The following is a 26,779-nucleotide window of genomic DNA, read 5'->3' on the forward strand; positions in this document are numbered from 1 at the left end:
CGCCACCCGCCCGGTCATCAGGCTTCCGGCGGGCTCATCCCAGAGGGACGACACACCTCTGGTTTTGACGACGATTTCCACGTTACGACGGTTCATCGGTGGGTTCATTTTCATTCGTCTCTCGGACGCGTATCCGTTCGGGTCTCCCCCGACCGTTAACTTCAACGCTCACGACCGCGCCTCTTAAGCGAAGCCGCTTGAAGTGATTTGAGACCTACTCCTGAAAGTCGATCCCGAGGGGCCTACCCTCATCGCTGCCACAGCTTGTGCGCACAGATTTTCAGATCATTTCGATCATCCTTTCTGTGTGCTTCTGCAGCACACTATCGTCGGCGTGGATGCGTTCCGCGCTCATGACGTGGATCCGGATCGCCTCAATGATGGGATCGAGTGCGACCACGCAGGCGCCGATCCGATCCGCCAGGGTCGAGACTTCGATCTCGATCCCTTCGCGGGCATAGGTCTTGCTCTGTCGGTTCAACGGCTGGTGCAGCAGGAACTTGTTGACCAGCACCATCGCCAGCAGGCTCGGCCCGGCAAAGCCTCGCGGGATCGGATGGGAGGGCGCCGGCGCCTCGGTGATTGCCTCACAATCCCGGCAGGAGAACTTTTCGCGGACATGCTCGATAATCTTCCAGCGCCGCGGCTCACATTCCAGGGTCTTCGATACCACCTCGCCGAGCTTGTGCAGTCGCTCGCTGCCGCACTTGCCACATACGCAAGGAGCGGGTTCGACGATGCGTTCGATCGGCAGATTGTCCGGCAACGGACGTCGCGGCGGCCGTGGATTTTGCACGCGCTGCTGTTTGGCGGCTTCCGGCGCTGCGAGCTCGGCCTTGGTTTCCTGCTCAGCCTGGGTCTCTTCAAGATCCTCGATGGCGAGTTCGAGCTGCTCGACCAGCAGCTTGCCGCGCTCAGAAGATTGCCCGAACTGTTCTCGCCGTGCCTTGGCCAGCATCAGCTTCAGCCGCTCGATCTCCAGCCGGCCGACGGTCACCTCGCTCTTCGCCAGCGTCAGCTGCTCGCGCTGCGCAATGATCATCGCGTGTGCTGCGGCAAGGTCGGTGGGAAGCGGATCGGCGGGCGTCGTCACGAGGACGAATCAACCATATTCGTCGCAAAAAATCCCGCTCGATTTAACCGGAAGCCTGTGGACGCCAGGTTGCCTGCGGCATCCGCCAATCAATTCCGGAGAGGAGATAGGATAGCTGCGCAACGCTGATCGTCACAACGCCGTCCGCCATTGATGGCCACAAAAAGCGGCCTCGCTCCAGCCGCTTCGTGAACAGACACGCGCCTTGGCCATCATGCCAGATGATCTTGATCAGGTCGGCACAGCTCGTTTCATTGTACGTCCCTTTGTCAGATACCGGGTAGGCGGATCATTCTATCATATTGATAATCAATGTAGTTTCTCGGCCGACGCTCGATCACGCGCTGCACCGCTATACGTACTGTTTCCGAGCTCAGCGCGTCGACAGGAACCAACCATTGCGAGCCCTTGATTGCTTGTGTGGCCGGCAAGATGTCCTTCAGCACCAAGCTCTTTGCTGATCCGACGCAAATTCCAAAGTGTGCCGCAGCCTTCGCAAGGCTGATCATTTTGCCGTCGGACGATGCGGGGTCGTATTCCGGCAAGCCCAGGCGTTCGCGCATTTCCCGCACGCGAACAGTCGTCCAGGTCTCGCCGTCGCCGGTCTTGCAGCGCATCCGATTGAGCGACACGGCGAGCTCTCGATCAGGCCAATGACCAGCGAGTTTACGAAGTGCGTCAACGGCAGTCGGTGCCATGTCGCCCGGATATCGGCCCGTCTTAACGCGAGCAACGCGAACCTCCGTGTGCCGGCCGCCGGTCCAGTGGATGAGCAGAACCGCCTCATTGGTGTTCCTATCGAGATCGCAAACAATCTCTCGGACCACAATGTGAACCAGCCGCTGCTTGGTGCGCGTGTCCGTGGACGGTGCATTCCAAACCCGCGGAAGATCATGCGCAAGTTGCAGAAGCAGGGCGCGGTCGATCTTGGGACTTTCCGCCGATGCGGTGCGCAGCTCCTTTACACGACCTTCAAGCTCGGCAACCCGCTCCAATGCGCCATTCCAGCGCGCCTCGAGTTCGCGGGCAACGTGGCGCTTGGCCGGATCCACAAGCTCGTATCGGCGTGCAGCAAGAGACGCTTCGTAGCGTACGACTTCAAGCTCCCGTTCGACGGCCGTGATGATCTCTTGTCTTGAGCGCTCAACCTGGTCGGACGCCAATATCGCTGCTTCAACAGCCCGATCGGAGACGGCCTCAAGGATTTGCAGCGCGACCGCACGATCGACCCGCACCCCGCCGATGCCGATACATAGGCCAGCGCCGACATGGGCGTCATCGCCGCGGCATTGATAACGATGGGCATTCCCCTTGGCCTGGCCGTAGAACACACGCATCATCCGCCCGCAATGGCCGCACCGCATCAATCCGGTCAGAAGTGCGCGTCCCCCGCGCGCCGATTTTCGCGAGCAGTTCTTCTTCATGTGGGCGTTTTCCAGCAGCAGCCTCTGATTGTCCTCATACTCCTGCCAGCTGACATAGCCGGGATGATTGTCGCGCAGGAGAACATTCCATTCCTCCCGCGGCTTTTTGAACCCGCTGACCTTGCGGGCGCGACCGTCCACGATCCGTGTCTTCTGGGCGATTCGGCCAAACGCATAGGCGCCAGCATAGAGCGGATTGTGCAGGATCTGCATCACCGTGTGATAGGCCGGCGCCTTCCAGCTGAGCTTGTAGATTTGAACGTTTTTTAGAACCACAGGCATTTTGATGTCGGCAGCACGCAGCCAAAGAAAGACCTGCCGGGCGCTACCGAGCTCGCGGAACTTCGTGAAGACGAGTCGAACCAATCCCGCCACATGTTCGTCGGGATCCATTTCGATCTTGCCGAGTTCACTCCAACAAAATCCAGGTGGAAGCATGAAGCGGTACTCGCCGCGCTTGGCCTTAGAGTCCCGAGCGGCGATTCCACGTTGGCGAAGCAGGCTCAGCTCATACTCCGACATCGTTCCCTTCAGTCCGAGAAGCAGGCGGTCGTTGACAAGCCGCGGATCATAGGCGCCGTCGGGATCAATGACCAACGCGCCCGCGAGGGCGCATAGGTCGATCAAGTGATGCCAGTCGCGTCCATTGCGCGCCAGCCGCGACGCCTCAATGCAATAAACGGCACCGACGTTACCCGAACAAACCATCGCCACAAGCCGCTCAAATCCGGGCCGTTGAGTGCTGCCAGAGCCTGAGCGGCCAAGATCATCGTCAATTACCGCCACCGACTTAAATCCGGCGGTTTCCGCGGCCTGCGCCAGGTCATATTGCCGCCGCTGGCTTTCGAGATTCCCCATAACTTGGGACATTGTCGATTGGCGAACATAGACGACGGCGGCGCGGTCGAGGTGATCACGTGTGATCTTGACACTCATGGTCACCTCCCGACATCTGAGCGGGTTCGACGCCAGCCGCTTCCAGCAACAGATCGGCGAGCGCCTCGATCAGACCTTTGGGATTGGCGCCCAGCGGGTTCTGGGGAATCCGAAGACGCAGATCCAGACCCAGTTGCATCGGCTCGCGATATTGGCTTTTTCTCCGCACGTCCTTTCTCCCTCTTCAAAGAAGGACGGGATTGTGCGCCCGACGCCTGAGTCGCGCCCAGAAGCTTCAGAACAGCAGCAAATTCGTTCAGCCCCTCAATACTGACCTGCGGCGGTCCTAGCGCCATGCCGGCGCAGTAGCTTTCGTCGAGCATCCAATTGGGAACTTCGCGGCTAAACCCACGCCGCTCCTCTGTGTAGATGCATTTCAGCTCCTTGCCGCGTCGGAACGGTGCCACCTGAAGCGTCCGCCCAAAAAGCGGATGCCACGGATACGCAATCTTCGCGCTTCGAAGACTGTATGCAGAATGTCGAGTGTTGGCCGCGGCGGCCTCTAACAACATAGAGATCACCGGCATGCGGATCACGCTTCAAACTCTCCTGGACCAGACGCGCGAGGCTCGGGAAGCCGCGGCGCATATCGGTGTGGCCGGTCGCAAGCCACACCCGCACATTACCCGGTATGGCAATCATCGGCGCTCAAGTACCTCGAGGACCCGCGCCAGCGCTTCTGGATCGACGTGCGAATCCACTCGGATCCGTCGCCGGTTACCGAGGTCGATCTCGATCAATCCAATACGCGCGGCCAATGGGGATCCGTGTCAGGTTGACCTCGCGCCTGAGCGCAGCGACCCCTCTGAATTTCTTTCTGGTCCAGAACTTCACAGCGCTGAGCCCCAGTGGAAGCCCCTCGAGGGTCACCGCAAGGCTCGAATGCATCAATATTCCGCATGTCGTGTACGTTTGGGGTTTCCCGTCCAATCTTCGAGAGTTGCTTTTGGGGATGCGCTTAATCATCCCGATCAGATCCGGGCGCTCCCTTTGATAGGTGAATTCGGTCGTATCATGCAGGACAAGAACAGGCCCCTTCGCAGCCGCGATACGTTCCCGCGTCGCTTTAAAATGACCAGACAGGATATCGGCCTCGCCTACTCGTTCATTGGAGAAGAAACGATAGGCCGCCTTGGTATTCGCCCAGTCTTGGCAAACCATCGGGATGCTCTGTCCGATGTCTCCACCAATCTGCTTCAGCAGCATACGAAATCTCTCGCCAAGTCGAGCGTCCTGGAATTCGCAAAGCGCAGCTTCACGGTCAAACCAAGTCACAACGTCAGACGCCAACCGATGCGCCTTCTCATCCCGGGCGCGTGAAGTGTGTCCCATAGAGCACCTCTTCTCGAATCAGGTGCCCATCAAAGAATCACAAGCGATTCTGGCGACTCAAGTTTTTCGGCTCAGCGCACCTCAAAAGATGTGGGTAATCGTAAGGCCCGCCGGATGCGTACCTTCAGTATTCGGTCGCGAACTGACGGTCGATTTCAGCGAAGAGCTCAAAGCGCTCGAATGTCTGCAACTCGTCGACTTGGCCGACGGTGATACTTATCAACTGACTCACGCGGGATTCAAATATTCTAGCATCGTGGCGAGAGCGTTTTACTCGGACACGATCGTGGCTCTCGAAGAGCAATATAAGGTAGCGTGAGGTGCAGTATGCAAGAGGTCGCGAAGCATTCACCATTCTGGTGGAACTCTGGCTACGCCGAAGCCAACGTATCGTGTATGGGTGGTCCCAGTCCCGAAATCTTCGAGATAGCACCAGCTCTCCGCACGAAGAGCGTGGTTGTGGAGCTGGGTTGCGGGGAAGGCCGCAATGCCCTCTATTTGGCCCATTTTGATCATCAGGTGATCGCGACCGACATCTCCGAAACCGCTATCTCCAAGCTGAACCGGCTCGCAGGTGATCTTGGCGTGAACATAGCGAGTGGGGTCGCTCGCGTTGAAGACTTCCGGCCGCCTGCTTGCCTGGACGTCTTTATAGCGCATTGCGTATTGCATTTCACGGAACGGGGAGTCTGGAAGCCGCTCGTCACGGCCTTAATGAATCGAACGCGGCCTGGTGGATTTCATTGCTTCACAAACACGCTCGATCAACCAGACCATCCTATTTCGAAGGAGGCTTTGGCATCTGGTCACAAAAACTCGTTCCAGCGCGGCGAGCTCGAGGCCATCTATACAGAAGCGGGCTGGGCGATCTTGCGCTCCGATCATTACATCAAATGGGACTCGCACCCTGGCATTCCAATCCATTCACACTGCCTCGAGAAAGTTGTGGTTCGTAAGCCAATTGGATCTGAAGATCTCCCGCGAATGAGAGCCGAGCCCATCAAGGTAGCCGGGATGATTCCTGTCAAACAATTTGATACCTTGAAATTGGGCACACCACGCGATGCCATAGTTGAAATGCTCGGCTCGCCGCCAGCCAGCCATGGGTTGAAGACTACCCGGAAGACAGTTGGCGGCAACAATCAAGTGGCCATAGCGGACGGCTACGTGCGTGAGGATATGATCTATGGCGATCACGGCCTCCAGTTCGTCAATGGAACGCTTACCGGCAAATATCGATACCTCACGCCCCCGAAGCGCTTGCTCATTCAAAATAAGTGATGCTCGAACGGTTTCTCATTGGCCGCCTTGGCCCGTCGAAAAGGTCTTGGGTCACGTCCGGGATGTCCCGATCAGTGTTGAACTACGTCGGGCCGACGTTGCCGGAATGAATGTTACGCGGCCCTCGAGACGTGGGCAACGGGCTTGATCGTCATGCGATCGTGGCGAGCTTGAAGGGCCGCACGCAGAACCGACAATTGCTTATGCGCCTTCAATCGTCGGAAGCCCTTGTTGGCCTCGATCATGCCGGCCGCGACCCATCGCAAGGCCATACCGGCATCGCGCCAGCGTTTGATGTTGCGCGTGACGCCGCGAATGGTGCCCATCATGTTCTCGGCGATGTTGGTACAGGCGAGCGATCGACGAAGCTCCTTCGGCAGCTTCAGCCGGACGACAGTCAGGATTTCGTCGAGGCCTTCGAGGATGCTCGCCGCTACACCGGGCCATTGCTGGTCGAGTCGACGGGCGAGATTGCGGATCAATTTTTCAGCCTTGTCGGCGTCATTGAGCTCCCAGGCCTGGCGCAGCACCCGACGGGTGGCCGCATGATGCTCTTTCGGCAGGCGTTCCATGATGTTGCGTGCCTTGTGGATCTGGCAACGTACCGTCGCCCATATTGAGGCGACGATGCTCGGCCTCGACATCCGTTTCGTCGTCACCAGCCTCGATGTCGGCTCGGGGAACTGGTCAGTGCAAGCCTCACACCCCGGGCTTTGAGGGTTTGGAGCGCCTCGCAGATGGAAAGAGCTCGGGGACATTAGTCCAATCGAGAGGTGTGGTGTGCCACCAAACCACTGAACGCGCCGCCGATGGCAGCACAAGAAGCCAACTTTATCCAGAAGCCTCGTCAGTCAAGGGACTCCGACCTGAGCCCGGGCGGAGAATAGGTCAATGAGTTGGTGAGCGCAGACCGACACAATTGGTGACCAAGCGAACGGCCGACCTTACGGTTGAGTTGCACGGCTGCGCAACGTCCGGTTCTGTGGCGGCGAATATTCACAACCGGAATGCTCGCCGCCGCATTGTCGCGTACCGCTACCCGTCGCCATTGAGGAGCCGAGCGGCCGAACGGCGTCAGGCCGCATTCTCCGCAACTTCCAAGGCCCGCAGGTTCATCAAGGGAACGAAGTTCCATTGCTGCGCGGGCGAGCCGTTGAACTTGAACAGCCAAACCGGGTTGCCGTCACTCGTGCCACGAGTCTTATTATCGATACACAGACTGTTATCCGGGAGGCTAAGGATGAAGCCGGGGCTCTTGAGAAATTCCCACCGCTGACTTTGGATGGCTGGGTTATACACTTTGAGCGAGAGGAGAGCCTCCGGCGCGACGCGATCGGTGCCGACCGCGAGATTGCCCCCGCTCGAGTTCAGTGTAATCGCTCCAGTATCGAAGTTGAGGTCCCAGAGAACGTAACGGAGAGGCGTATCTTTCTTCCGCAGCACGACCGCCGCACCGTCTTGCTGATCCTTCACGCCGAGCACGAAGTTTCGGTCTTGTTTGTACTCGATAAGGTAAAGACCCATATTTTCCTCCTGTTGGTTTGCTAAGCTTGCGAAGGCGAGTCCTATCCAGCACGCAGAGGGGGCTGGGCGTTTGAGCCTTCGTTGTGATCTAAGCAAATGACATGCCACGGCTGCGTTGTGCTCTGGGAAGAGGCTACTCGAGCAACGCTTGCGCTGTTCTCGATCACGGCATTCAAGACCACGTACTTTGGCTATCCTCAAAATAAAGATGGACGTCGCGAGTTCAGGTTCAATGGAATAGCTCTTCGACAACCGCACGCACGAGCGCGCCATCACGGCTGCATCTCGCCCTTGTACGCACGCAGGCAATAGAGAGCGGAATGCTATGAAAGGCCTTTCTGTTTTGGTGGCTTTGGGGGCTCGGGTGGCGGAACAGTCTTGTGAAGCTCTACAATCGCGTCGAGCACGTCGCTAATCGAGATATTCCCCTCCGACCATTCTTTAAGCGCCGCTATCGCCTTTGTCAGAGCCTCTTCGCGGGTCACGGCATGATCCCCTGTGATGGATGGCTGAGACCGATCAACAGTAAAGACGCACGGACGGTGGGGTGGATCGCCGCCCGTGCGAGTTGGCGCTACGAAAGGGGCTTGATTGTCTCGTAAGCGTCACTAACGTAGAAGCACCCAAGCCGTCGATATCTCAGCAACTTGCGTGCCAGACGGTCATTGGATGTTCGCGGGAAAACGATGTGCTTTCACAGCGCCCGGAGGCTTCTCGCGGTCAATCAGTATCAGCTTTCGGACATGCCCGTCATCACGTGCAAGCAAATGAACGAAGTGGGGCAAAGAAACAAACGCGCTTAGCCCGTCTTATCCGTCAGAGGGCGCCTGAGAGGCTGGCGAGCGTGGTGTAAAGCGCTGATGCGGCGTAGGATTCGGTTGCAAAGCCAACCCCATCACCTTCAGCCGCGAACACCACGCCCGCCATGACCGATGATACGATTCTGCCCTTCTCGTTTCCAGCCGTTCACGCCAAGAAAGTCACAGCTGCCTTCGATGGCGGTCGGCTGACCTCGAACGGGGGCGTGATGCTTCTGGCGATGGCCGAGCGGCGTCTCGGCTTGGCCGACAATTTGGCCCGCGTGTTCCCGGATCGGCGCGATCCGACGCGGGTCGTGCACAGCCTTGTCGATATGTTCCGCGCGCGCATGTTCGCGATCTGCTGCGGCTACGAGGACGCCGACGACCTCGATCATCTGCGGTCCGATCCCGCATTCAAGCTGGCCTGCGGACGGCTGCCGGACACGGGTCGCGATCTGTGTTCCCAACCGACGCTGTCGCGGCTGGAGAATGCTCCGCGCCTTCGACGCATGGATGGATAGCTACCCGCGCGAGCCGGCATCCGTCACGCTCGACATCGATGATACCTGCGATGTCGTCCACGGCCATCAGCAGCTCTCGCTGTTCAACGCTCATTATGACGAACGCTGCTTCCTGCCGATCCACGTCTACGACACGGAGAAGAGCCGGCCCGTGGCGGTCGTGCTGCGGCCCGGCAAGACGCCGGGCGGCGTCGAGGTGCGTGCCCATCTGCGCCGCCTGATACGGCATATCCGGACGCGGTGGCACAACACGCGAATTACGTTCCGTGGCGACGGGCGCTATGCCCGGCCGGAGGCAATGGCGTGGTGCGAGACCAACGGCATCGACTACATCTTCGGTCTGTCCGGCACCAAGCCGCTCGCCAGAAAAGTCGACGAGGCCGCCGACGGCATCCGCACGCGACGCGCCATCGAGAACCTGCCGGTTCTGCGTGGCTATACCGAGACGCGCCACAAGGCAAAGTCCTGGGATCGCGAACGACGTACCGTCGCCCGTATTGAGGCAACGATGCTCGGCCTCGACATCCGTTTCGTCGTCACCAGCCTCGATGTCGGCTCGGCCGAGTGGATCTACGACAGCCTGTATTGCGCGCGCGGCCAAGCCGAGAATCTGAACAAGCTGCATAAGACGCAGCTCGCCTCCGATCGCACCAGCTGCCGTTCGGCGCTCGCCAATCAAGTCCGCCTCGTTCTCCACACCGCCGCTTATTGGCTGATGCTGACCGTGCGCGACGCGATTCCCAAAGCCCGGGAATTGGCCACAGCCGAGTTCGCGACGCTGCGTCTTCGTCTCTTGAAACTCGCTGCCCGTGTCGTCGAGACCACGAGCCGCATTCGCCTTGCGTTTGCCGCGGCATGTCCCGAAGCCGACCTGATCCGCGGCTTGCCAGGCGCGCTGCTGCCGCTCGGTCCTTGACCGGCGAGTCGTCCGCCCCCGTTCGCCCAACCTACACCTCAAGCGCGTTGCAAAGTACCGGTCGTCAGGCGGTGAAAAGCCGAAGGCAATCCCGCGCGCCTCGTCAGAGCAGATGTGTGGCCACATCAAGCGGACTAAAAAAGCACTCTCACGAATAGGACGGGTTAGCCAAAGCTCCGCTCTCAGCTTCCGCTTGGGAAGCTGAAGTCGGCTGCCGCGGGCACAGAATCGGTCTCAAAGTGCTGAACCAAGGGCTGAAGCACTAATGCGGCCGCTCGCCGCGCGATATCGTTTGCGAATAGATCATGATGCGCTTGCCCCGCGAAGCGGGTGGTCAGGCTGACTACGAGAGATGCGCAATGACCGACTTGCGGACCTGATAATCACTCCGACGGCGCGAATTATCGCCAAGAAGTCGTCGAAGCTCCCCCTGAGGCCAGCCGCGTGAGACATCCTCTCCACTGCCGCCTCTCGCTTGGCGGCAGTGATCCCGGGTTGACCTCCCGTCCGTCGCACACAGAAGAACACTTGCGACGTGAGCTGGTTGCACGGCCTTCCGGCGACGCCGAACCGATCTTTCTGCACCCGCTCTGCCTCGTCCTCTAAACCATCATACCGTCGCGCGAATCTTAGCAGACAACATTGCCGCTTCGGATGGTCCTAGCCCAACAATACCTACAAAGCTCGGCGGCGGCCTTGGGATGTGCCGATCAGTGGGTCTCCAGAGGTGAAGGCAGTACCGGCTGTTATTGACATACTGCGAATGCGGCGGATGCAATTGCATGACGCATTCCTCCTCATCCCAGAACAAGTCTTTGACAAAGCACATCTCTTGCCAGTTCGGACAACGCCGCGGCGTCGAAACGGCGACCTGCTCCCAGCCCGGACGGACAAAGCCACTGATTTTCAGTTCACTCCCGCAAGGGCCCTGCACCAAGAACAGCCCACCGGGGCCTGATCCTGGTACGCTGGCGAACTTGCCGGATCGTACGCGGCCGGCTTCCAGCTTCTCTATGATCTGCGCTCGCACGCACCCTCCTTTGCTTTACGGTTCGCTTTGAAGTCGACGCAGATGACGTTGTTTGGCAACTCATGAGCCGGCGCAAGCTCCGTCAGCAGCGTAGCGGTCGAGCACCACTCTCCAGCGAACCATCTGCTGAGAAAGCCGCAGATGTCCATCATCACTTGTTCTCCCATTACTTAGTTCTCGGCAGCTCACATCCTCTTCAAGCACCCGACGAACGCCTTCACTGCACTCCCCGATTGCATGAAAGGCCGGCGATGCACGAAGTGCTCGATCCGATTCATCCGCGGAATTGACCTCCACACTCACGAACACCCGATGGGGTAACCAGCCCCGCCAGACAACTCGGTCACGAAGCGCGCTTTTGGCGACACATCTTACTTACCCATGCCCGCGGGCGCTGATCACCCGGCGCCGGACAGAGTGCGCTTCAGCAAGGTAAGATCCGCGCTCGATTTCCCGCACTTGCAAAACGAGTGTTCATTAGCCTTTCCGTTCAAGTCTCGAGGATGCATCTCGGCAATATGAAATTTGTCAATCGACGCGTATCACTTCATCCCTCCTGTTCTGATGTCGCATCCGATATCCGTTTGTGCACTCGATTATGGCTCGCCGAAACGACGTCACGCCGCACGGACTGACGCGACGCAAAAGCAATATCGGCTTTGGCCCGATGCGGCCTTGTGACGTGGCAGCACTTGAATCATTCGCAGCTCTCGCCGCTAGCGGAGCCTGAAACAATGCCAATACGTCATCTATGTGACCATGAAGAACTTGTCGGACCAAAAATTCGAACGGGCGCGTCTAGCTCGTGAATGTTTGGCACAATGTGTTTCGGATCGAGTTGATAGCATCCTACGGCTCCTCGCGAGGATGATCCGACATGACGAGTTAGTCCTTTGGACAGACCATCACTGCGACCATCCGCGGATCTTCAGGCGCGTCGATACAATGCAACAGCTGGCACATCGTTGCAGGTATGACGTCAGCAAACATTCACGCTTGCCTCACATTGCTGGCGTCGGCTTTCGGACATCGATGGTCGCGGCTCCAACAATCGTCGATTGGTCCACAGCGCCGCACTCTAGAGGCACGCATCTAACCCTTGTCGAGCGGTGCGGGCACTTCTCGATTACTGGCATACTGATTGCTGTAGTGTCGAAACAGGAAGGACACGCTATCCCGACATCAATTTGCATTGGACTCGTTGTTTGGTGTTTGGTTTTGACTTATGCATTGCCAAAGCACGTTTCGGACTTGCACGGCATCTCCCTGATCGATAATACGCGACCAAGTCGACAGGCCGCATACCTCACGTGCAACAAGCCGAATTCTGACACTCCGAGCTTTGGAAGACCAACTGATGGATAACACGAGGCGTCCGGACGCTAACCTTTTTCCCTGGACCAGTGGAGCATGCGAGGAATGACGCACTGGCGCGCACCAAAGCAGTCCATGGTGAAGCATTACGCTGCTGACCGCCGCTCTTGGCAGACGCAGAGGAGATGGAACCTGTCGCCGCTGGCCGGGCTTCTCTTTCATGCGCTGCTTTGGGCCAGTATATGTTGGATCATCGCAGCGTCCTTATGAGCGAAACGATGAGCCAGAGGAGATCTCAGTGGATGGGTGCTGGTATAGGAGGGCTTTTCGATGCCGTCGTATACCGCGGCCGCGGTCTTGCAATTGTTGAGTGGCTAGATATGGAAACCTCCGAGGTCAGACAGGCAGGTGAAGAAGTGTTGGATATCGCGGATTATCGGACTTATATGCCTGCAAGCTTGACTTGACCTGACGGCAGCTATTTTCCCATCCGGTATTCGGCACTACGCCCGACAAGTGCTTTACGTTTCTCGCGCAAGAACGGGACTAAGATCGGCGCGCCGGCTCGATAGTAGGCGGATTAGCTTTCGAGAAGCTGACGAAAAGAGCACTCTTGCGCCTATACAATCCCTTGTAGGTCGTTAAAGCGGCTCGCTGCGCTGAGGCGGCATGCTGACTGGGATTCGATTGGAACGATTTGTGCGAGAGAGGACCGTCTGGAGATTCTCGGCACGGCAGCCTCTGCAATGAATCGCCCACCCGAGTACCGAGCCAGATTGTTGCTCGCCGTTGGCATTCGTGGCGATCTGCCGATGGAGGTTCCATCGACATGCGAGACGCTACGACTCTTGGCCGGACCAAGTGCCCCGCTCGTTCTTGTGAAAATGGACCCCGATTTTGGGACCAGAGGTTAAGTTGGAAAAGGGCCGCTCCGTTTGATAGACGGAGGGCATGATGACGACGAAGACGAGACGCAAGATCGACGCGGCACTGAAGGCAAAGATTGCGCTGGAAGCCGTGCGGGAGCAGGCGACGGTGGCCGATCTGGCCCAGCGCTATGAGGTTCACCCGAACCAGATCTATGCCTGGAAGAAGCAACTGCTGGACCAGGCGGCGCGGGCCTTTGATGCGGGTGTCGGGCGCGAGAGCGAGGAAACGCGCGAACGCGAGATCGAGAAGCTGCACGCCAAGATTGGACAACTGACGGCCGAGCGCGATTTTTTAGCGCGGAGGTCCGGAAGATGAGCACGCCGGACCGTCGAGGAATGCTCGATCGCGCCGACAAGGCGCTGTCGATCCCGTCGGCAATGCCTGTTGCTTGGCATCGCGCGCTCCGGGGTCTACCGGCCGCCCCGGCCGGCCAACGACAACGACCTTGCCCTGATGCGGCGGATCGACGAGCTGTTCATCGCCTGGCCGTTCGCAAGCGCGTGCAGCGGTTGATGCGCAAGATGGGCATCGCGGCGCTGGGACCGAAGCCGAACACGACGAAGCCGGCGCCGGGCCACAAGATCTATCCTTATCTGCTGCGCAACATGACGATCGACCGGCCGAACCAGGTGTGGGCCGCCGACATCACGTATCTGCCCATCGGCCGTGGCTTTTCTTTATCTCGTCGCCATCGTCGACTGGGCGAGCCGTGCGGTTCTGGCGTGGCGGTTATCGAACACGATCGACGTCTCGTTCTGCGTGGCGGCTCTGGAAGAGGCGCTGGCGAAGTACGGCAGGCCGGAGATTTTCAATACCGACCAAGGCAGCCAGTTCACCAGCGCGGCCTTCACCGGCGCGTTGGCGGGCGCAGGGATCAAGATCTCCATGGATGGCCGCGGTCGTTGGATGGACAACGTCTTCATCGAGCGGCTGTGGCGGTCGCTCAAGCATGAGGACATCTATCTCAAGGGCTATGCCGACGGCCGCGAGGCCAAGGCAGGGATCGCGAGCTGGATCGCCTTCTATAACGATCGTCGCCTTCATCAGGCGCTCGGCTATCGCACGCCGATGGCGGTCTGGCGCGAACGGATGCAGGCCGCGAAGGCTGTGGAATGGTGGACAACGCTGACGCGTTGACCACATGCCCACAGCAACAACAGCAACAGCAGCAACAGCAGCAGCAGCAGCAGCAACAGCAACAGCAACAGCAGCAGCAGCAGCAGCAGACAGTGTCTCTGGCAGCGTGATAGGAAGTAATCAGGAGCGGTCAGTTTCCAACTAACAAACCGGCTCAAGCGGCCCCGCTCCGCGGGTCCATTTCACTTGTGCGTCTGCCACTCTAGGGCGCGCCGAGCGAGCTCGTCGTATTCCTTGGCTATCTTGAGAAGCCTATCTCTGGCTTTGCCGTACGCCAGCGCTTCCGCTTTCTCTCGCGTTGCTTCCGCACGGCCGCGCCAAAGGTCGGGATCGTAGAGTTTACTCTTCGGATTCATAGCGATGAACATGCAATTTGCAGATCAAACAAATGTGACAGTGGCGCTCCGTACGATTACGTAGCAGTGACGCTTGTGGCCCTGGGTTATCAGCGAGTAGACACCAACGGTGCGCGCAAACTCACACTTGCCCTGAGCGTGGTCATAGAGACGCCGCGGTTTACAAACACTCAGCGCGAGGTTTCGCCGGAGCACACTCGTCCTTCTGACGGACCCTGTAGATCCCAAGACGTATTCAGACGACAGGGCTTGAATCGCACGTGGCGTCAGATTGCACGATCCTAGACGAGTGAAGACTGTTTCGAACAATCCGGGCGTTTCCCGCCAAATCCCCAGAACTGCGAATGTTTCAAACACCCCAAGCTCAACCCGCGAGATTCAAAGCACACTTGTCTGCACCTTATTGGTGGCTGGTCCAATGAGAGGTAGAAACAATTGCGCTCTTCGAGACATGGACGGCCCCTTTCGATCATGGCATGCGCAGGGGAACGGACGCCCGGTACTGACGCCAACTCGATTGCCCCCGCTCTTGCGTCAAATGAAGTGGCACGCACGTTGCGGGACCGCGCCGCGCGTGACAGGGACACGCGCGATGACAGCTTTGCCTGCGCAGTCGAGTGCATCATTTGTCAATGGATTGAGCAGCCCTGCCTTGGGCGCTCCTCGCCGCCTTTCCTGGCCCGCGGTCACAAGTCCTGTTCGATCCCTGCGTCGGGACTACGATGGCCTCCTCCGTCGGTTGACTCGTCATTAGGCTGCGGCCGCACTTTAGACTCATGCAAAAGCCTCCCAATGCCTCACGAGATCGGGGCATGACCGCGGCCACCGCACGATCACCGAAAGCTTAACCGTGATCAAATTGTTCGGTCAGTGCAGCTCGGCGCCGGCAACGACAGATGCTGACAAGTCGCCGCGAAAATACCGACTCCCGGCCCGGATGGTTTCGCAAGAGAAAAAAACGGTCTCGCAGGCGCCCACCGTAAGCGCCGTTCAGCGGCCACCTTCCGGACCACGGGCGATCTGCGAGTCTGCGGTTTGTTTGAACCGTTAGGAGCTATCGCCAAATTTTGGTGACGGCGCGGCCGGTCAGGCGGCGGCGGTTATGGGCTGACGGTCAGTCGGTTTGGCGATGACCTCGATCCCGTCGTTGAATGTCACACCGAGAACGAGTTTTGGCAACTGGTTGTGGCCATCGAGACGACGCCGGCTTTTCTGCGCGGCCTCAAGCAGTTTGAAGACCATCGCGAGCGCCGTTCTGTTGGACAGGCAGCCCTTCGATCGGATCGTGCGGTGGCGCACGGTAGCGAAGGTGCTTTCAATGGGATTGGTGGTCCGCAGGTGTTTCCAGTGTTCGGCCGGGAAGTCGTAGAACGCCAGTAGCGTGTCCCGATCCTTGCTCAGGCAGTCGGCCGCCTTCTCGTATTTGGGCGTATAGCTCTCGATGAAGGCGTCGAACGCCAGCTCGGCGGCGGCCTTGGTTTCGGCCATCCAGCTCTCCTGCAACGCGCGTTTGGCTTTAGGCTGCTGGCTCTTCGGCAACTTGGCGATCACGTTGGCGGTCTTGTGTACCCAGCAGCGCTGCTCGCGCGTTTTCGGCCAGACCTCGCCGGCGGCCTTCCAGAACCCGAGCGCGCCGTCGGCGGTCGGCGATGGTGAGCCGCGGCGGCACGCCGAGCCCGCGCCGCTTCAGGTCGAGCAGCAGATCGCGCCAGTCCTGCGCGCTCTCGCGGGCGCCATCGGTGAAGCCGACCAGTTCCTTGCGGCCTTCCGGCGTCGCGCCGATCAGCACCACGATGCACTGCTTTTCGTCTTCGAGGCGTGCTTGGAGATGGATGCCATCGGCCCAGATGTAGACGTAGCGCTTCGCCGACAGATCGCGCCTCTGCCACGCGGTGTGTTCGTCAAGCCAACCGTCCTTCAGACGGCCGATGGCGGATGCCGACAACCCGGCAGCATCCTTGCCGAGCAGCGCCGCCAGAGCCTCGGAGAAGTCGCCGGTGGAGATACCCTTCAGGTAAAGGATCGGCAGCAGCGTCTCGATCGATTTCGAGCGGCGCATGTAGGGCGGCAGGATCGACGGAGAGAACCGGATGCGGTCGGGATCGGTAGCCTCCGCCTCGCGATCGCGTACACGCGGCTGGCGGACGCCGACCGGACCGATACCGGTCATCACCTCGCGTTCCGGCAGGTGACCGTGGCGCACGAGCGCTGGTGGCCGTCCGCAGTCCTCAAATCGGCATGCTTGCCGAGAAAGTCCGCGACCTCGGCCTCGACCGCCTGGGCCAACAGAGCACGCGCCCCATTGCGCAAGATTTCGGTGAGTTGATCGTCGACGTTTCCTGGCTGAATCAACTTGATGATGTTATCTTTGGACACGGCATATCGCTCCTTCGGTGGAGAAGTGGAGGCGTCAAGCACCCCCACGATATGCCGCCTTCCCGATTCCCGCCGTCACCAACTTTCAGCGATAGCTCACCGTTAGGCTTAGAATGGACACAGAGCATAGTGCTATCACGGAGCCGGTGCGGCGGCTTGAGGTCTTCACCGGAGCCGGCCGCCGGCGGAAGTGGAGCGATGAGGACAAGGTGCGGATCGTTGCGGAGATCGTGGCGAGCGGCGGCTCGGTCTGTTCGGTAGCGCGACGGCATGGATTGTCGCCGCAGCAGTTGTTTGGCTGGCGCCGTCAGTTGCGAGAAGCTGCGGGCGGTCATTCCGAAGTGGAAGAAGTACAGTTTGTGCCGGCGGTGGTGGATGCCGCGGTGCCGGCGTCCGCTGTTGATCGGGAGCGCAAAGCGGTGCGCTGCAAGGCCAAGGCGGATACCCGGGCTCGCCGTTGCGATGCCGGGATCATCGAGATCGAAGTCGACGGCATCACAATCCGGGCCGGTCGTGGTGCGGATACGACGATGATTGCGTCGATTGTCCAGGCACTGAAGGCGAGCCGGTGATCGGCCCGTCGGGTGCGGTCCGGGTGATGGTGGCGACCAAACCGGTGGACTTCCGCAAGGGGATGGAAGGGCTCGCGATCCTGGTGCGCGAGAGCATGCGGGCAGACCCATTCTCGGGAGCTGTCTATGTGTTTCGGGCCAAGCGGGCACAGCTCGTTTCATTGTACGTCCCTTTGTCAGATACCGGGTAGGCGGATCATTCTATCATATTGATAATCAATGTAGTTTCTCGGCCGACGCTCGATCACGCGCTGCACCGCTATACGTACTGTTTCCGAGCTCAGCGCGTCGACAGGAACCAACCATTGCGAGCCCTTGATTGCTTGTGTGGCCGGCAAGATGTCCTTCAGCACCAAGCTCTTTGCTGATCCGACGCAAATTCCAAAGTGTGCCGCAGCCTTCGCAAGGCTGATCATTTTGCCGTCGGACGATGCGGGGTCGTATTCCGGCAAGCCCAGGCGTTCGCGCATTTCCCGCACGCGAACAGTCGTCCAGGTCTCGCCGTCGCCGGTCTTGCAGCGCATCCGATTGAGCGACACGGCGAGCTCTCGATCAGGCCAATGACCAGCGAGTTTACGAAGTGCGTCAACGGCAGTCGGTGCCATGTCGCCCGGATATCGGCCCGTCTTAACGCGAGCAACGCGAACCTCCGTGTGCCGGCCGCCGGTCCAGTGGATGAGCAGAACCGCCTCATTGGTGTTCCTATCGAGATCGCAAACAATCTCTCGGACCACAATGTGAACCAGCCGCTGCTTGGTGCGCGTGTCCGTGGACGGTGCATTCCAAACCCGCGGAAGATCATGCGCAAGTTGCAGAAGCAGGGCGCGGTCGATCTTGGGACTTTCCGCCGATGCGGTGCGCAGCTCCTTTACACGACCTTCAAGCTCGGCAACCCGCTCCAATGCGCCATTCCAGCGCGCCTCGAGTTCGCGGGCAACGTGGCGCTTGGCCGGATCCACAAGCTCGTATCGGCGTGCAGCAAGAGACGCTTCGTAGCGTACGACTTCAAGCTCCCGTTCGACGGCCGTGATGATCTCTTGTCTTGAGCGCTCAACCTGGTCGGACGCCAATATCGCTGCTTCAACAGCCCGATCGGAGACGGCCTCAAGGATTTGCAGCGCGACCGCACGATCGACCCGCACCCCGCCGATGCCGATACATAGGCCAGCGCCGACATGGGCGTCATCGCCGCGGCATTGATAACGATGGGCATTCCCCTTGGCCTGGCCGTAGAACACACGCATCATCCGCCCGCAATGGCCGCACCGCATCAATCCGGTCAGAAGTGCGCGTCCCCCGCGCGCCGATTTTCGCGAGCAGTTCTTCTTCATGTGGGCGTTTTCCAGCAGCAGCCTCTGATTGTCCTCATACTCCTGCCAGCTGACATAGCCGGGATGATTGTCGCGCAGGAGAACATTCCATTCCTCCCGCGGCTTTTTGAACCCGCTGACCTTGCGGGCGCGACCGTCCACGATCCGTGTCTTCTGGGCGATTCGGCCAAACGCATAGGCGCCAGCATAGAGCGGATTGTGCAGGATCTGCATCACCGTGTGATAGGCCGGCGCCTTCCAGCTGAGCTTGTAGATTTGAACGTTTTTTAGAACCACAGGCATTTTGATGTCGGCAGCACGCAGCCAAAGAAAGACCTGCCGGGCGCTACCGAGCTCGCGGAACTTCGTGAAGACGAGTCGAACCAATCCCGCCACATGTTCGTCGGGATCCATTTCGATCTTGCCGAGTTCACTCCAACAAAATCCAGGTGGAAGCATGAAGCGGTACTCGCCGCGCTTGGCCTTAGAGTCCCGAGCGGCGATTCCACGTTGGCGAAGCAGGCTCAGCTCATACTCCGACATCGTTCCCTTCAGTCCGAGAAGCAGGCGGTCGTTGACAAGCCGCGGATCATAGGCGCCGTCGGGATCAATGACCAACGCGCCCGCGAGGGCGCATAGGTCGATCAAGTGATGCCAGTCGCGTCCATTGCGCGCCAGCCGCGACGCCTCAATGCAATAAACGGCACCGACGTTACCCGAACAAACCATCGCCACAAGCCGCTCAAATCCGGGCCGTTGAGTGCTGCCAGAGCCTGAGCGGCCAAGATCATCGTCAATTACCGCCACCGACTTAAATCCGGCGGTTTCCGCGGCCTGCGCCAGGTCATATTGCCGCCGCTGGCTTTCGAGATTCCCCATAACTTGGGACATTGTCGATTGGCGAACATAGACGACGGCGGCGCGGTCGAGGTGATCACGTGTGATCTTGACACTCATGGTCACCTCCCGACATCTGAGCGGGTTCGACGCCAGCCGCTTCCAGCAACAGATCGGCGAGCGCCTCGATCAGACCTTTGGGATTGGCGCCCAGCGGGTTCTGGGGAATCCGAAGACGCAGATCCAGACCCAGTTGCATCGGCTCGCGATATTGGCTTTTTCTCCGCACGTCCTTTCTCCCTCTTCAAAGAAGGACGGGATTGTGCGCCCGACGCCTGAGTCGCGCCCAGAAGCTTCAGAACAGCAGCAAATTCGTTCAGCCCCTCAATACTGACCTGCGGCGGTCCTAGCGCCATGCCGGCGCAGTAGCTTTCGTCGAGCATCCAATTGGGAACTTCGCGGCTAAACCCACGCCGCTCCTCTGTGTAGATGCATTTCAGCTCCTTGCCGCGTCGGAACGGTGCCACCTGAAGCGTCCGCCCAAAAAGCGGATGCCACGGATACGCAATCTTCGCGCTTCGAAGACTGTATGCAGAATGTCGAGTGTTGGGCGGATCGGATCAAGCTGGTGTTCTGGGACGGAACGGGTCTGTGCCTGTTCGCCAAGAGGCTCGAGGATGGGATCTTCCGCTGGCCGACGATCGAGGACGGCGTGATGCGCCTGTCGGCGGCGCAATTGTCGGCGCTGCTGGAGGGGCTCGGCTGGCGGCTTGTGCATGAGGCGCGAGAGACGCCGGCGCCAACGCAAGCCGGATATTGTTGGCAGCGCTGCGGCGAAGTGAATCAGGAGCGTCGAACGCGTCGTCAGACGGCGGCGAATATGCTCTGAATTGGGTGTGAGCGACGCCCTGCCTGACGATCCCGAGACGCTGAAAGCGATTCTGCTTGCCGAGCGATGCGAGAGCGAACGGCTGCGTCAGATCATCAAGGAATTGCAGCGACATCGGTTTGGCCGGCGGGCAGAGACGCTGCCTGAAGATCAGATGCTGCTGGGCCTGGAAGACGTCGAGCAGGTCGCCGCATACAACGAGACGGCGCAGGACGTGAGCGCACCTGAAGGCCGTGAGGTGCAAGCCGGTAGGCGCCGCGTCAACCGTGGCGCCTTGCCGGCGCACCTGCCGCGGATCGAAGTCGTCGTCGACATCGAGGACAAGACCTGTCCCTGCTGCCAGGGCGAGTTACATCGGATCGGCGAGGATAGAAGCGAGCGGCTGGACCTGGTCCCGGCGCAGTTCCGGATCCTCGTGACCCGGCGTCCCAAATACGCCTGCCGCGCTTGCGAGGACGGTGTCATGCAGGCGCCGGCCCCGGCCCGGTTGATCGAGGGCGGACTGCCGACCGAAGCAACCGTCGCCCAGGTTCTGGTGTCCAAATATGCCGATCACCTGCCGCTCTATCGGCAGGCTCAGATTTACGCCCGCCAGGGCATTGAGCTCGATCGTTCGACGCTGGCGGACTGGGTGGGACAAGCAGCCTTCCACCTGCGTCCGTTGCATGAGCGCCTCCTCGGCAAGCTCAGGCGACGGCCAAAGCTGTTCGCCGACGAGACGACGATGCCGGTGCTCGATCCCGGCCGCGGGCGCACCAAGACCGGTCAGCTCTGGGCCTATGCAGCGGACGACCAGCCATGGGGCGGCGCCGATCCGCCGGGCGTTGCCATGGCTGTGCCCCCGATCGCAAAGCCGATCGGCTAATCGCCTATCTCGCAGGCTTCGAAGGGATCCTGCAGGTCGATGGCTATGCCGGCTATGGCAAGCTCGCCGAGCGTGGCGATGTCCAACTTGCATTCTGCCGAGTAGGCGGGGGTGTTGCCATCCCCGCCCCTCACAGACCCGGACGAGCGGATTACCCGCATCCGGTTCTTCACGCGCAAGCTTCGCTCACGAGACGGCATATTGGTGGACGATCTTGGCTGTTGGCAGTGGGTATCGCGCGAGCATGGCCCGGAAGCGCGTCCACGGCAGATTGCTGTGGCGGCCACGCCGTGCGAGCCATTTCCTCCATATCCGCGTGACTTGGTGGTGGTACCACCTGATGCGTCGGCCGTTTCCGGAGATGCCGTAGTAGGCGCAGTGCCCCCGGATTACCCGTGACAGATGGGTGTGCTGCTCCCTGAACGAACAGTGCAGGTTTTGCCGACACCATTCCATCACAGAAGCCAGCGCGCGTGCGTAACGGTCTTTTGCCGTTATCTGACGGACGACATTCTTGCCTCGCCTCGACAGACCCCACACGTGGGTGAAGCCAAGGAAGTTGAACGTGGTCCCCGCCGTCGCAGGATGACGCCCGCCTGGGCGTTTGAACCGGAAGTCTACGAAGCGAGTCTTGGTCGGATGGAGTTGAAGCCCATACCGATCAAGCCGCTTGGCCAACACGTTCAGCAATCGCTTGCCGGACAGGTGGTCCTCAAAGGCAGCCACCGCATCATCAGCGTATCGAACCAGTTTGCACCGCCCCTTGAGCCGCGGTCGCGCCACCTGCTCGAACCATTCGTCCAGCACATAATGCAGGTAGATGTTTGCAAGCAGTGGCGAGATCACGCCGCCTTGGGGCGTTCCACCAGTCGTGCGGCGCAGGATGCCCTTTTCGAGCACCCCCGCCTTCAGCCATTTATCAATCATCCTCCGGACGACACCGTCCGTGACTCGCTGGTCGAGGAATCGGCGCAAGTGTGCGTGGTCGATGGTGTCGAAGTATTTCGAGATATCGACGTCCACCACCCAGCGCAGCCCTTGTTCCATGAACCCGGTACGTAGAGCGTGCAGGGCGTCATGGGCCGATCGTCCCGATCGGAACCCGTACGAGCACGGCAAGAAGTCCGTCTCGTAGATCGGCTCCAGCAGCAGGAGAATCGCCCGCTGCACCACCTTGTCTTCCAGTGTCGGGATGCCCAGCGGCCGTCCCGTGCCATCCGCCTTGGGGATGTAGTGCCGTCGCACCGGCGGCGCGATGTAACGGCCGGATTTGATGCGCCCAGGAGATCATCAAGATTGACCTCCAAGTTCGCCTCATAGTCCGTCGCCATCATGCCGTCGACGCCGGGCGCGCCATCCTTGCGCGTCAGACGATAAGCCTCGAGCATCCATTCACGGTCGATCAGGTGATGCAGCGCGGTCAGCACCCGCTCGGGATGTTGCCTCGCCAGATCGGCTATCCATTGTCGTTTCGTGGACAGGTTTGCGGGACTCAGGGTTCCCTCCCGTGTTTCTCGTCAATGGGTCTTAACGCGTGACGGCTCCCTTCCCTCCAGCGGGTCCCGGTGAGCCCAGTTCCCCGCCTTCCTCGGTACTACGAAGCCGCTACGACTTCCCGCCGCGCATGTCCGTCAGCTTATGTCTTCGCCTCGGGATTCCACATGCCTTGGTGTTTCGTGTTCGCGTCTGCGCTCCCGATGTTCGCCAAGTCGGTCATCGGGCCCGGAGCATTGTTCAGGCCGGTGCTCCTGTCCGGCCGATTCATGTGGACACAAACGGGACATCTCAGGTTTCCTGGTGGCCCATCCCGTACCTTTGCCCTGCTCTGAGACCCCGGCCGAACCGGTAAGCCTGACCATAGCGGCTTTCCCAGTGCTGCCCCCGGATCCAAAACGGCGAAGGCTTCAGCACGACCATGATTTCGAGGCTGCCACAGGGCTTCAGTACCCGCTGTCTACGCTTCACGAATGACGTTGCCGTCACCCATGCAAGACTCGCTTCCGGCTGGCGGGCTCCGCCTTTGCCGCGAGGGCGTCGAACCCTCTGGGTCGCGTTGAAAGGTTTCAGGTCACATTCTTCCTCCTTTCCAGGACTTATCCTGACGCAAGCTGGTCGCACATGCGACGTAACTTCTACGAACTTGCCACACCCGGTCCTGCGCCCATTGCGAGCGAGGCGCTCAAGCATATCGCCGAGTTCTATGCCATCGAGAAGGACATCCGTGGCTGCAGCGCCGAGGAGCGCCGTCTCGTTCGGCAACAGAAAGGCCAGCCGCTGGCGGAAGCCTTCGAGCGGTGGCTCCGCGCAAAGCTCGCGTTGATCAGTCAAAAGGGCAAGTTAGCCGACGCCATCCGCTATGCGCTCTCACGCTGGGAGGGCCTGACGCGCTTCATCAATGATGGCCGTATCGAGCTGGACAACAACGCCGTCGAGCGCTTGATCCGTCCGATCACGCTGAACCGGAAAAATGCGCTGTTCGCAGGCTCCGACGGCGGTGCCCAGCACTGGGCCGTCATCGCCTCCTTGATCGAAACCTGTAAGCTGAATCGCATTGACCCGCTGGCCTATATCACCGATGTCCTCACCAGAATCGTCAACGGTCACCCGAACCGCCAGCTCGACAGTTTGTTGCCATGGAACTACGGAAACGGCTAGAATCCGGCCTGGGCGAAGAAAATCGACGAACCAACATTCTTGAGGCGCGCCGGTGAGCGACAAGAACATCTTGTGGCAACAGGACGGGTCGATCCCGGTTGGTTTACGGCCGAACACATCGGATCGATCAGGAGCAGCACGAGTTACCGCCCGGGCGGTTGGTAGTTCTTGCCTGCTTGGCTACCGGACACGCAAGAACACGACGTTGGTCCATTTAAAACCAAGACTGCAGCACTAGCTGAGGCGGAGCGGCTGGCAGCCCTCCACAAACGAAAAACATAGAGGTCAGCTCACGTCTCGAACCCGTGTGTTCGGAACAGCGCTTACCGCCACCTAACAATCCGGCATGTCTTCGGTCGGAAGGCCTGAAGAACATGCCGCAAACCAACCGACGCGAAGGAACACCATGATTCAAAACCAGCGGCTTCGTTTGGCTTCGCCCCTGAAGGCTGCCATCCCCTTGCTTTTGCAATGACCGCCCTCATCCCAGAGCGAGTAGACGCGCGCGATCACGCGCCGACCGTAGAGGAGAAAGAAGCCTGCATGGAGGACGTGTTCCGCCTGTGCAGCAGCCATATTCCTGATCGCGTCGCCATCATCGCTTGTCTCATATCCAAGCAATGAGGCTCAGTCGTCTGAAATGTCGCTACATGATTTCCGCTGGTGACGCTGGCAAGAAGAGTAACGAACCGAAATGAGGGGATGGCGAACCAGGTGGCTGCTCCTTCGCCTCAGGCTCAGAGATTGCCGACCGTGACCAGCAGGCCGTCACGCGATGGCGGGACAACAGGCACGGGCAATCGAGAGCGACGTCGATAACTTAGAACTGACGGACACGGTCGCCGATTACTTCTATCGGGCAGCTCAGCCTGGGGCGCTTGACCCTCACGTAGCGTCAGGTTGTAGCCTGACGAAGGAATCGCATTTAAGCGGCAGATACGCAAGCATCGAGGACGGTCTGCCGCGAGCGGGTGCTCGCACAACAATATCAATGCAATTGACGCCACGCCTCGTCGACGAAAAGTCCCCTATTGAACGAGGAGCCCGAGGATAGACTGGTAACGTGTGAAGTTCGATGGAAGCGCTTAGATCGATCATTGGCAAAGTTGCCAGCGGCACCACTCTGACATGTGAGGAAAGTGAGTTCGCCTTCGACAGCATGATGTCGGGTCAAGCGAGCCCTTCACAGATCGGTGGCTTGTTGCTGGGAATGCGGGTCCGCGGCGAGACCGTCGAAGAGGTCACCGGCGCGGCCTCCGCGATCCGCAATAGAATGCCACGGGTCGATGCGCCATGCGATCCCATCGGTATTGCTAGCACGAATGATACCCCGTTTTGCTCAGTCAACGTGGAGACGTGCGCCTCCTTTATCGTCGCCGGGGCCGGCGTTCCTGTCGCCAAGCACACCGACCGCGCAGCGTCATCAAGCTCGAGCACCGCGAACATTTTGGCGCGCCTAGGCGTGAAGACCGATCTCACGCCTGAAGCCGTTGCTCGTTGTCTACAGGAAGCCGGCATCGGCTTTCTGTTTGCGTCGGCCCAGTATCCGGCCATGCAGCGTATTCGCCAGATCCGAACTGCACTTGGGACTCGCACGATTTTTAATCTAATCACACTTCTGTCCAACCCCGTGGGGGTTAAGCGGCAGATGGTCGGAGTGTTCTCTCGTGAATGGGTGCAGCCACTGGCCCTAGTGTTGAAGAACCTTGGCGCCGAATCGGTGTGGGTGGTGCACGGCTCGGACGGGCTCGATAAGATAACCCTTGCCGGCCCGACTTTTGTTGCCGCGCTCGAGGCGGGTGCAGTCCGCACCTTCGAGGTGACGCCAGAAGATGCTGGGCTCCCCCGCCACACCGAGGCGCTGGAGAGCGGCGATGTGGACGGCAATGCCGTCGCGCTGCAAAGCGTGCTCGGTGGCGCAGCAAGTCGATATCGCGATGCCGCCCTTTTGAACGCGGCGGCGGCATTGATCGTGGCCGGCCGGGCCTCCACGCTACAGGAAGGCGTCGCACTTGGCCAGGAAGCGCTTGATCGCGGCGCCGCAGCCACCCGACTGGAGCGCCTGATCGCGGCTTCCAACGAATGACAACTGAGTCGGGCCCTGTTCAGTTGTGACCGCCAAGGCCAACGTTCACAAGCGCGAATGCTCGCTGCTCCTGCGAGGCTTGCGAGCTTGCGCCGCTTGCCCATGCATCAACGCAGTTGGCATCGAATAGGTGGCAAGAGCCGACCTTCGTCGTCGGCGAGAGCCTGTTGCGGCGCACCGTTGCCGAGGTTTCAGAGCCCGCTACGTGGTGCTAACGCTGCCGGCCAAAGGAGATGATCGATGACGTTCGCACAAAAAACGGAAGCACTCGGATCCATCGCAACGATAGAACACATCATTCGCAAGTTTAGGGAATTGATTGATACGGACAGCTCGATCCCCCCGGAGCTGCGGGGCGCGCTGCACGCAATACTCGATGAGCATCTTATCGATGCAAAAAAGCGTGTTCTCTCACGGGGACATTAAGCGCGCCAATGCCCTGCATAAGGAGAAACAATTTGCCCTGGCCAGCGCCCGCCAATACTGCAATCGGCATGATCCTGTCCGCACGGCCAGTCGGCGACGTTCCCGCCATGCACCGATCGCGCCGACGGAATCCATCAGCATGGCCGCCCCTTTCTGCCTAGCGGGGATA

19 protein-coding genes and 8 pseudogenes are annotated in these 26,779 nt (G+C 59.8%); 15 read left to right on the forward strand and 12 right to left on the reverse strand.

Annotated features, from left to right (window positions below; translation table 11 throughout):
* Positions 1–316: 316 nt before the first annotated feature.
* From HAP47_RS34930 to HAP47_RS34940, 3 genes and pseudogenes are all read right to left on the reverse strand, one after another.
* Positions 317–1,093, reverse strand: a pseudogene (locus HAP47_RS34930) (IS66 family transposase); the annotation flags it as partial.
* A gap of 43 nt (positions 1,094–1,136) precedes the next feature.
* Positions 1,137–1,328: an IS66 family insertion sequence element accessory protein TnpB gene (tnpB, locus tag HAP47_RS34935; protein WP_173640456.1), complete on the reverse strand. Its 192-nt coding sequence runs from the start codon at positions 1,326–1,328 to the stop codon at positions 1,137–1,139.
* A gap of 34 nt (positions 1,329–1,362) precedes the next feature.
* Positions 1,363–3,453: a recombinase family protein gene (locus HAP47_RS34940; protein ID WP_173637250.1), complete on the reverse strand. Its 2,091-nt coding sequence runs from the start codon at positions 3,451–3,453 to the stop codon at positions 1,363–1,365.
* On the opposite strand from HAP47_RS34940, the gene HAP47_RS34945 reads away from it, so the two are divergent.
* Positions 3,437–3,727 carry a hypothetical protein gene (locus tag HAP47_RS34945; protein WP_173637249.1) on the forward strand — a complete coding sequence of 97 codons (291 nt, stop codon included), beginning with the start codon at positions 3,437–3,439 and terminating at the stop codon, positions 3,725–3,727. The two genes, HAP47_RS34940 and HAP47_RS34945, sit on opposite strands and share 17 nt — an antisense overlap.
* 68 nt (positions 3,728–3,795) lie before the next feature.
* On the opposite strand, the gene tnpB (HAP47_RS41770) is transcribed toward HAP47_RS34945, so the two are convergent.
* Positions 3,796–4,095, reverse strand: coding sequence for an IS66 family insertion sequence element accessory protein TnpB (tnpB, locus tag HAP47_RS41770; protein WP_173640783.1), 300 nt, complete (start codon positions 4,093–4,095; stop codon positions 3,796–3,798).
* 75 nt (positions 4,096–4,170) lie between these two features.
* Positions 4,171–4,785, reverse strand: coding sequence for an IS4/Tn5 family transposase DNA-binding protein (locus tag HAP47_RS34950; RefSeq protein ID WP_215907628.1), 615 nt, complete (start codon positions 4,783–4,785; stop codon positions 4,171–4,173).
* Positions 4,786–4,807: 22 nt separating this feature from the next.
* Between HAP47_RS34950 and HAP47_RS34955 the strand changes: the two genes are divergently transcribed.
* A complete protein-coding gene (locus tag HAP47_RS34955; protein ID WP_173640782.1) occupies positions 4,808–5,104 on the forward strand; it encodes a hypothetical protein in 297 nt (98 codons plus the stop codon).
* Positions 5,105–5,112: 8 nt separating this feature from the next.
* Positions 5,113–6,066 carry a class I SAM-dependent methyltransferase gene (locus HAP47_RS34960; protein ID WP_173640781.1) on the forward strand — a complete coding sequence of 318 codons (954 nt, stop codon included), beginning with the start codon at positions 5,113–5,115 and terminating at the stop codon, positions 6,064–6,066.
* 113 nt (positions 6,067–6,179) lie between these two features.
* On the opposite strand, the pseudogene HAP47_RS34965 reads toward HAP47_RS34960, so the two are convergent.
* A pseudogene (locus HAP47_RS34965) lies at positions 6,180–6,677 on the reverse strand (transposase); the annotation flags it as partial.
* Here HAP47_RS34965 and HAP47_RS34970 point away from each other — a divergent pair.
* The gene (locus tag HAP47_RS34970; protein ID WP_231169059.1) at positions 6,637–6,783 is read left to right on the forward strand and encodes a transposase; all 147 of its coding nucleotides are present in this window, start codon (positions 6,637–6,639) and stop codon (positions 6,781–6,783) included. The pseudogene HAP47_RS34965 and the gene HAP47_RS34970 sit on opposite strands and share 41 nt — an antisense overlap.
* Before the next feature lie 357 nt (positions 6,784–7,140).
* Here HAP47_RS34970 and HAP47_RS34975 read toward each other — a convergent pair whose 3' ends face one another.
* Positions 7,141–7,590, reverse strand: coding sequence for an RICIN domain-containing protein (locus HAP47_RS34975; protein ID WP_166072413.1), 450 nt, complete (start codon positions 7,588–7,590; stop codon positions 7,141–7,143).
* A gap of 925 nt (positions 7,591–8,515) precedes the next feature.
* Between HAP47_RS34975 and HAP47_RS34980 the strand changes: the two are divergent.
* Positions 8,516–9,827 (forward strand): annotated as a pseudogene (locus HAP47_RS34980) (IS1380 family transposase).
* A gap of 610 nt (positions 9,828–10,437) precedes the next feature.
* On the opposite strand, the gene HAP47_RS41960 reads toward HAP47_RS34980, so the two are convergent.
* Positions 10,438–10,656 carry a DUF7694 domain-containing protein gene (locus HAP47_RS41960; protein ID WP_420840919.1) on the reverse strand — a complete coding sequence of 73 codons (219 nt, stop codon included), beginning with the start codon at positions 10,654–10,656 and terminating at the stop codon, positions 10,438–10,440.
* Positions 10,657–13,125: 2,469 nt separating this feature from the next.
* On the opposite strand from HAP47_RS41960, the pseudogene HAP47_RS34985 reads away from it, so the two are divergent.
* Positions 13,126–14,238 (forward strand): annotated as a pseudogene (locus HAP47_RS34985) (IS3 family transposase).
* Positions 14,214–14,348 (forward strand): hypothetical protein, encoded by a 135-nt coding sequence (locus tag HAP47_RS41410; protein WP_256459561.1) that lies wholly within the window; start codon positions 14,214–14,216, stop codon positions 14,346–14,348. Before HAP47_RS34985 ends, HAP47_RS41410 begins: the two are co-directional and overlap by 25 nt.
* A gap of 1,332 nt (positions 14,349–15,680) precedes the next feature.
* Here HAP47_RS41410 and HAP47_RS34990 read toward each other — a convergent pair.
* Positions 15,681–16,970: pseudogene (locus HAP47_RS34990) on the reverse strand (IS256 family transposase).
* Between the two features lie 146 nt (positions 16,971–17,116).
* Between HAP47_RS34990 and tnpA the strand changes: the two are divergent.
* Both tnpA and tnpB (HAP47_RS41775) read left to right on the forward strand, forming a co-directional pair.
* Positions 17,117–17,542, forward strand: a complete 426-nt coding sequence (gene tnpA, locus HAP47_RS34995) for an IS66-like element accessory protein TnpA (RefSeq protein WP_224944042.1) — start codon at positions 17,117–17,119, stop codon at positions 17,540–17,542.
* Positions 17,539–17,688, forward strand: a pseudogene (tnpB, locus tag HAP47_RS41775) (IS66 family insertion sequence element accessory protein TnpB); the annotation flags it as partial. The gene tnpA and the pseudogene tnpB (HAP47_RS41775), both read left to right, overlap by 4 nt.
* 30 nt (positions 17,689–17,718) lie before the next feature.
* Here the strand turns inward: tnpB (HAP47_RS41775) and HAP47_RS35000 are convergent.
* Complete coding sequence (locus HAP47_RS35000; RefSeq protein WP_173637250.1) at positions 17,719–19,809, reverse strand: recombinase family protein; 2,091 nt, start codon at positions 19,807–19,809, stop codon at positions 17,719–17,721.
* On the opposite strand from HAP47_RS35000, the gene HAP47_RS35005 reads away from it, so the two are divergent.
* From HAP47_RS35005 to tnpC (HAP47_RS35015), 3 genes and pseudogenes are all read left to right on the forward strand, one after another.
* Positions 19,793–20,083 carry a hypothetical protein gene (locus tag HAP47_RS35005; RefSeq protein ID WP_173637249.1) on the forward strand — a complete coding sequence of 97 codons (291 nt, stop codon included), beginning with the start codon at positions 19,793–19,795 and terminating at the stop codon, positions 20,081–20,083. The genes HAP47_RS35000 and HAP47_RS35005 overlap by 17 nt on opposite strands.
* A gap of 126 nt (positions 20,084–20,209) precedes the next feature.
* A complete protein-coding gene (gene tnpB, locus HAP47_RS35010) occupies positions 20,210–20,578 on the forward strand; it encodes an IS66 family insertion sequence element accessory protein TnpB (RefSeq protein WP_173640778.1) in 369 nt (122 codons plus the stop codon).
* Position 20,579: 1 nt separating this feature from the next.
* A pseudogene (gene tnpC / locus HAP47_RS35015) lies at positions 20,580–21,541 on the forward strand (IS66 family transposase); the annotation flags it as partial.
* Between the two features lie 88 nt (positions 21,542–21,629).
* On the opposite strand, the gene ltrA reads toward tnpC (HAP47_RS35015), so the two are convergent.
* Positions 21,630–22,688, reverse strand: coding sequence for a group II intron reverse transcriptase/maturase (gene ltrA, locus HAP47_RS35020; protein WP_231168591.1), 1,059 nt, complete (start codon positions 22,686–22,688; stop codon positions 21,630–21,632).
* 864 nt (positions 22,689–23,552) lie between these two features.
* Here ltrA and tnpC (HAP47_RS35025) point away from each other — a divergent pair.
* Positions 23,553–24,098: pseudogene (tnpC, locus tag HAP47_RS35025) on the forward strand (IS66 family transposase); the annotation flags it as partial.
* A 411-nt stretch (positions 24,099–24,509) separates the two neighbouring features.
* Here the strand turns inward: tnpC (HAP47_RS35025) and HAP47_RS35030 are convergent.
* The gene (locus HAP47_RS35030; RefSeq protein WP_173640777.1) at positions 24,510–24,674 is read right to left on the reverse strand and encodes a hypothetical protein; all 165 of its coding nucleotides are present in this window, start codon (positions 24,672–24,674) and stop codon (positions 24,510–24,512) included.
* Between the two features lie 499 nt (positions 24,675–25,173).
* Here HAP47_RS35030 and trpD point away from each other — a divergent pair, with 499 nt between their 5' ends.
* Positions 25,174–26,184, forward strand: coding sequence for an anthranilate phosphoribosyltransferase (gene trpD / locus HAP47_RS35035; protein ID WP_166072521.1), 1,011 nt, complete (start codon positions 25,174–25,176; stop codon positions 26,182–26,184).
* Between the two features lie 240 nt (positions 26,185–26,424).
* Positions 26,425–26,610 (forward strand): hypothetical protein, encoded by a 186-nt coding sequence (locus HAP47_RS35040; RefSeq protein WP_173640776.1) that lies wholly within the window; start codon positions 26,425–26,427, stop codon positions 26,608–26,610.
* Positions 26,611–26,779: the final 169 nt, after the last annotated feature.

Origin of the sequence: Bradyrhizobium sp. 41S5 (assembly GCF_011516665.3) — a bacterium.
GTDB classification, from domain to species: Bacteria; Pseudomonadota; Alphaproteobacteria; order Rhizobiales; family Xanthobacteraceae; genus Bradyrhizobium; species Bradyrhizobium quebecense.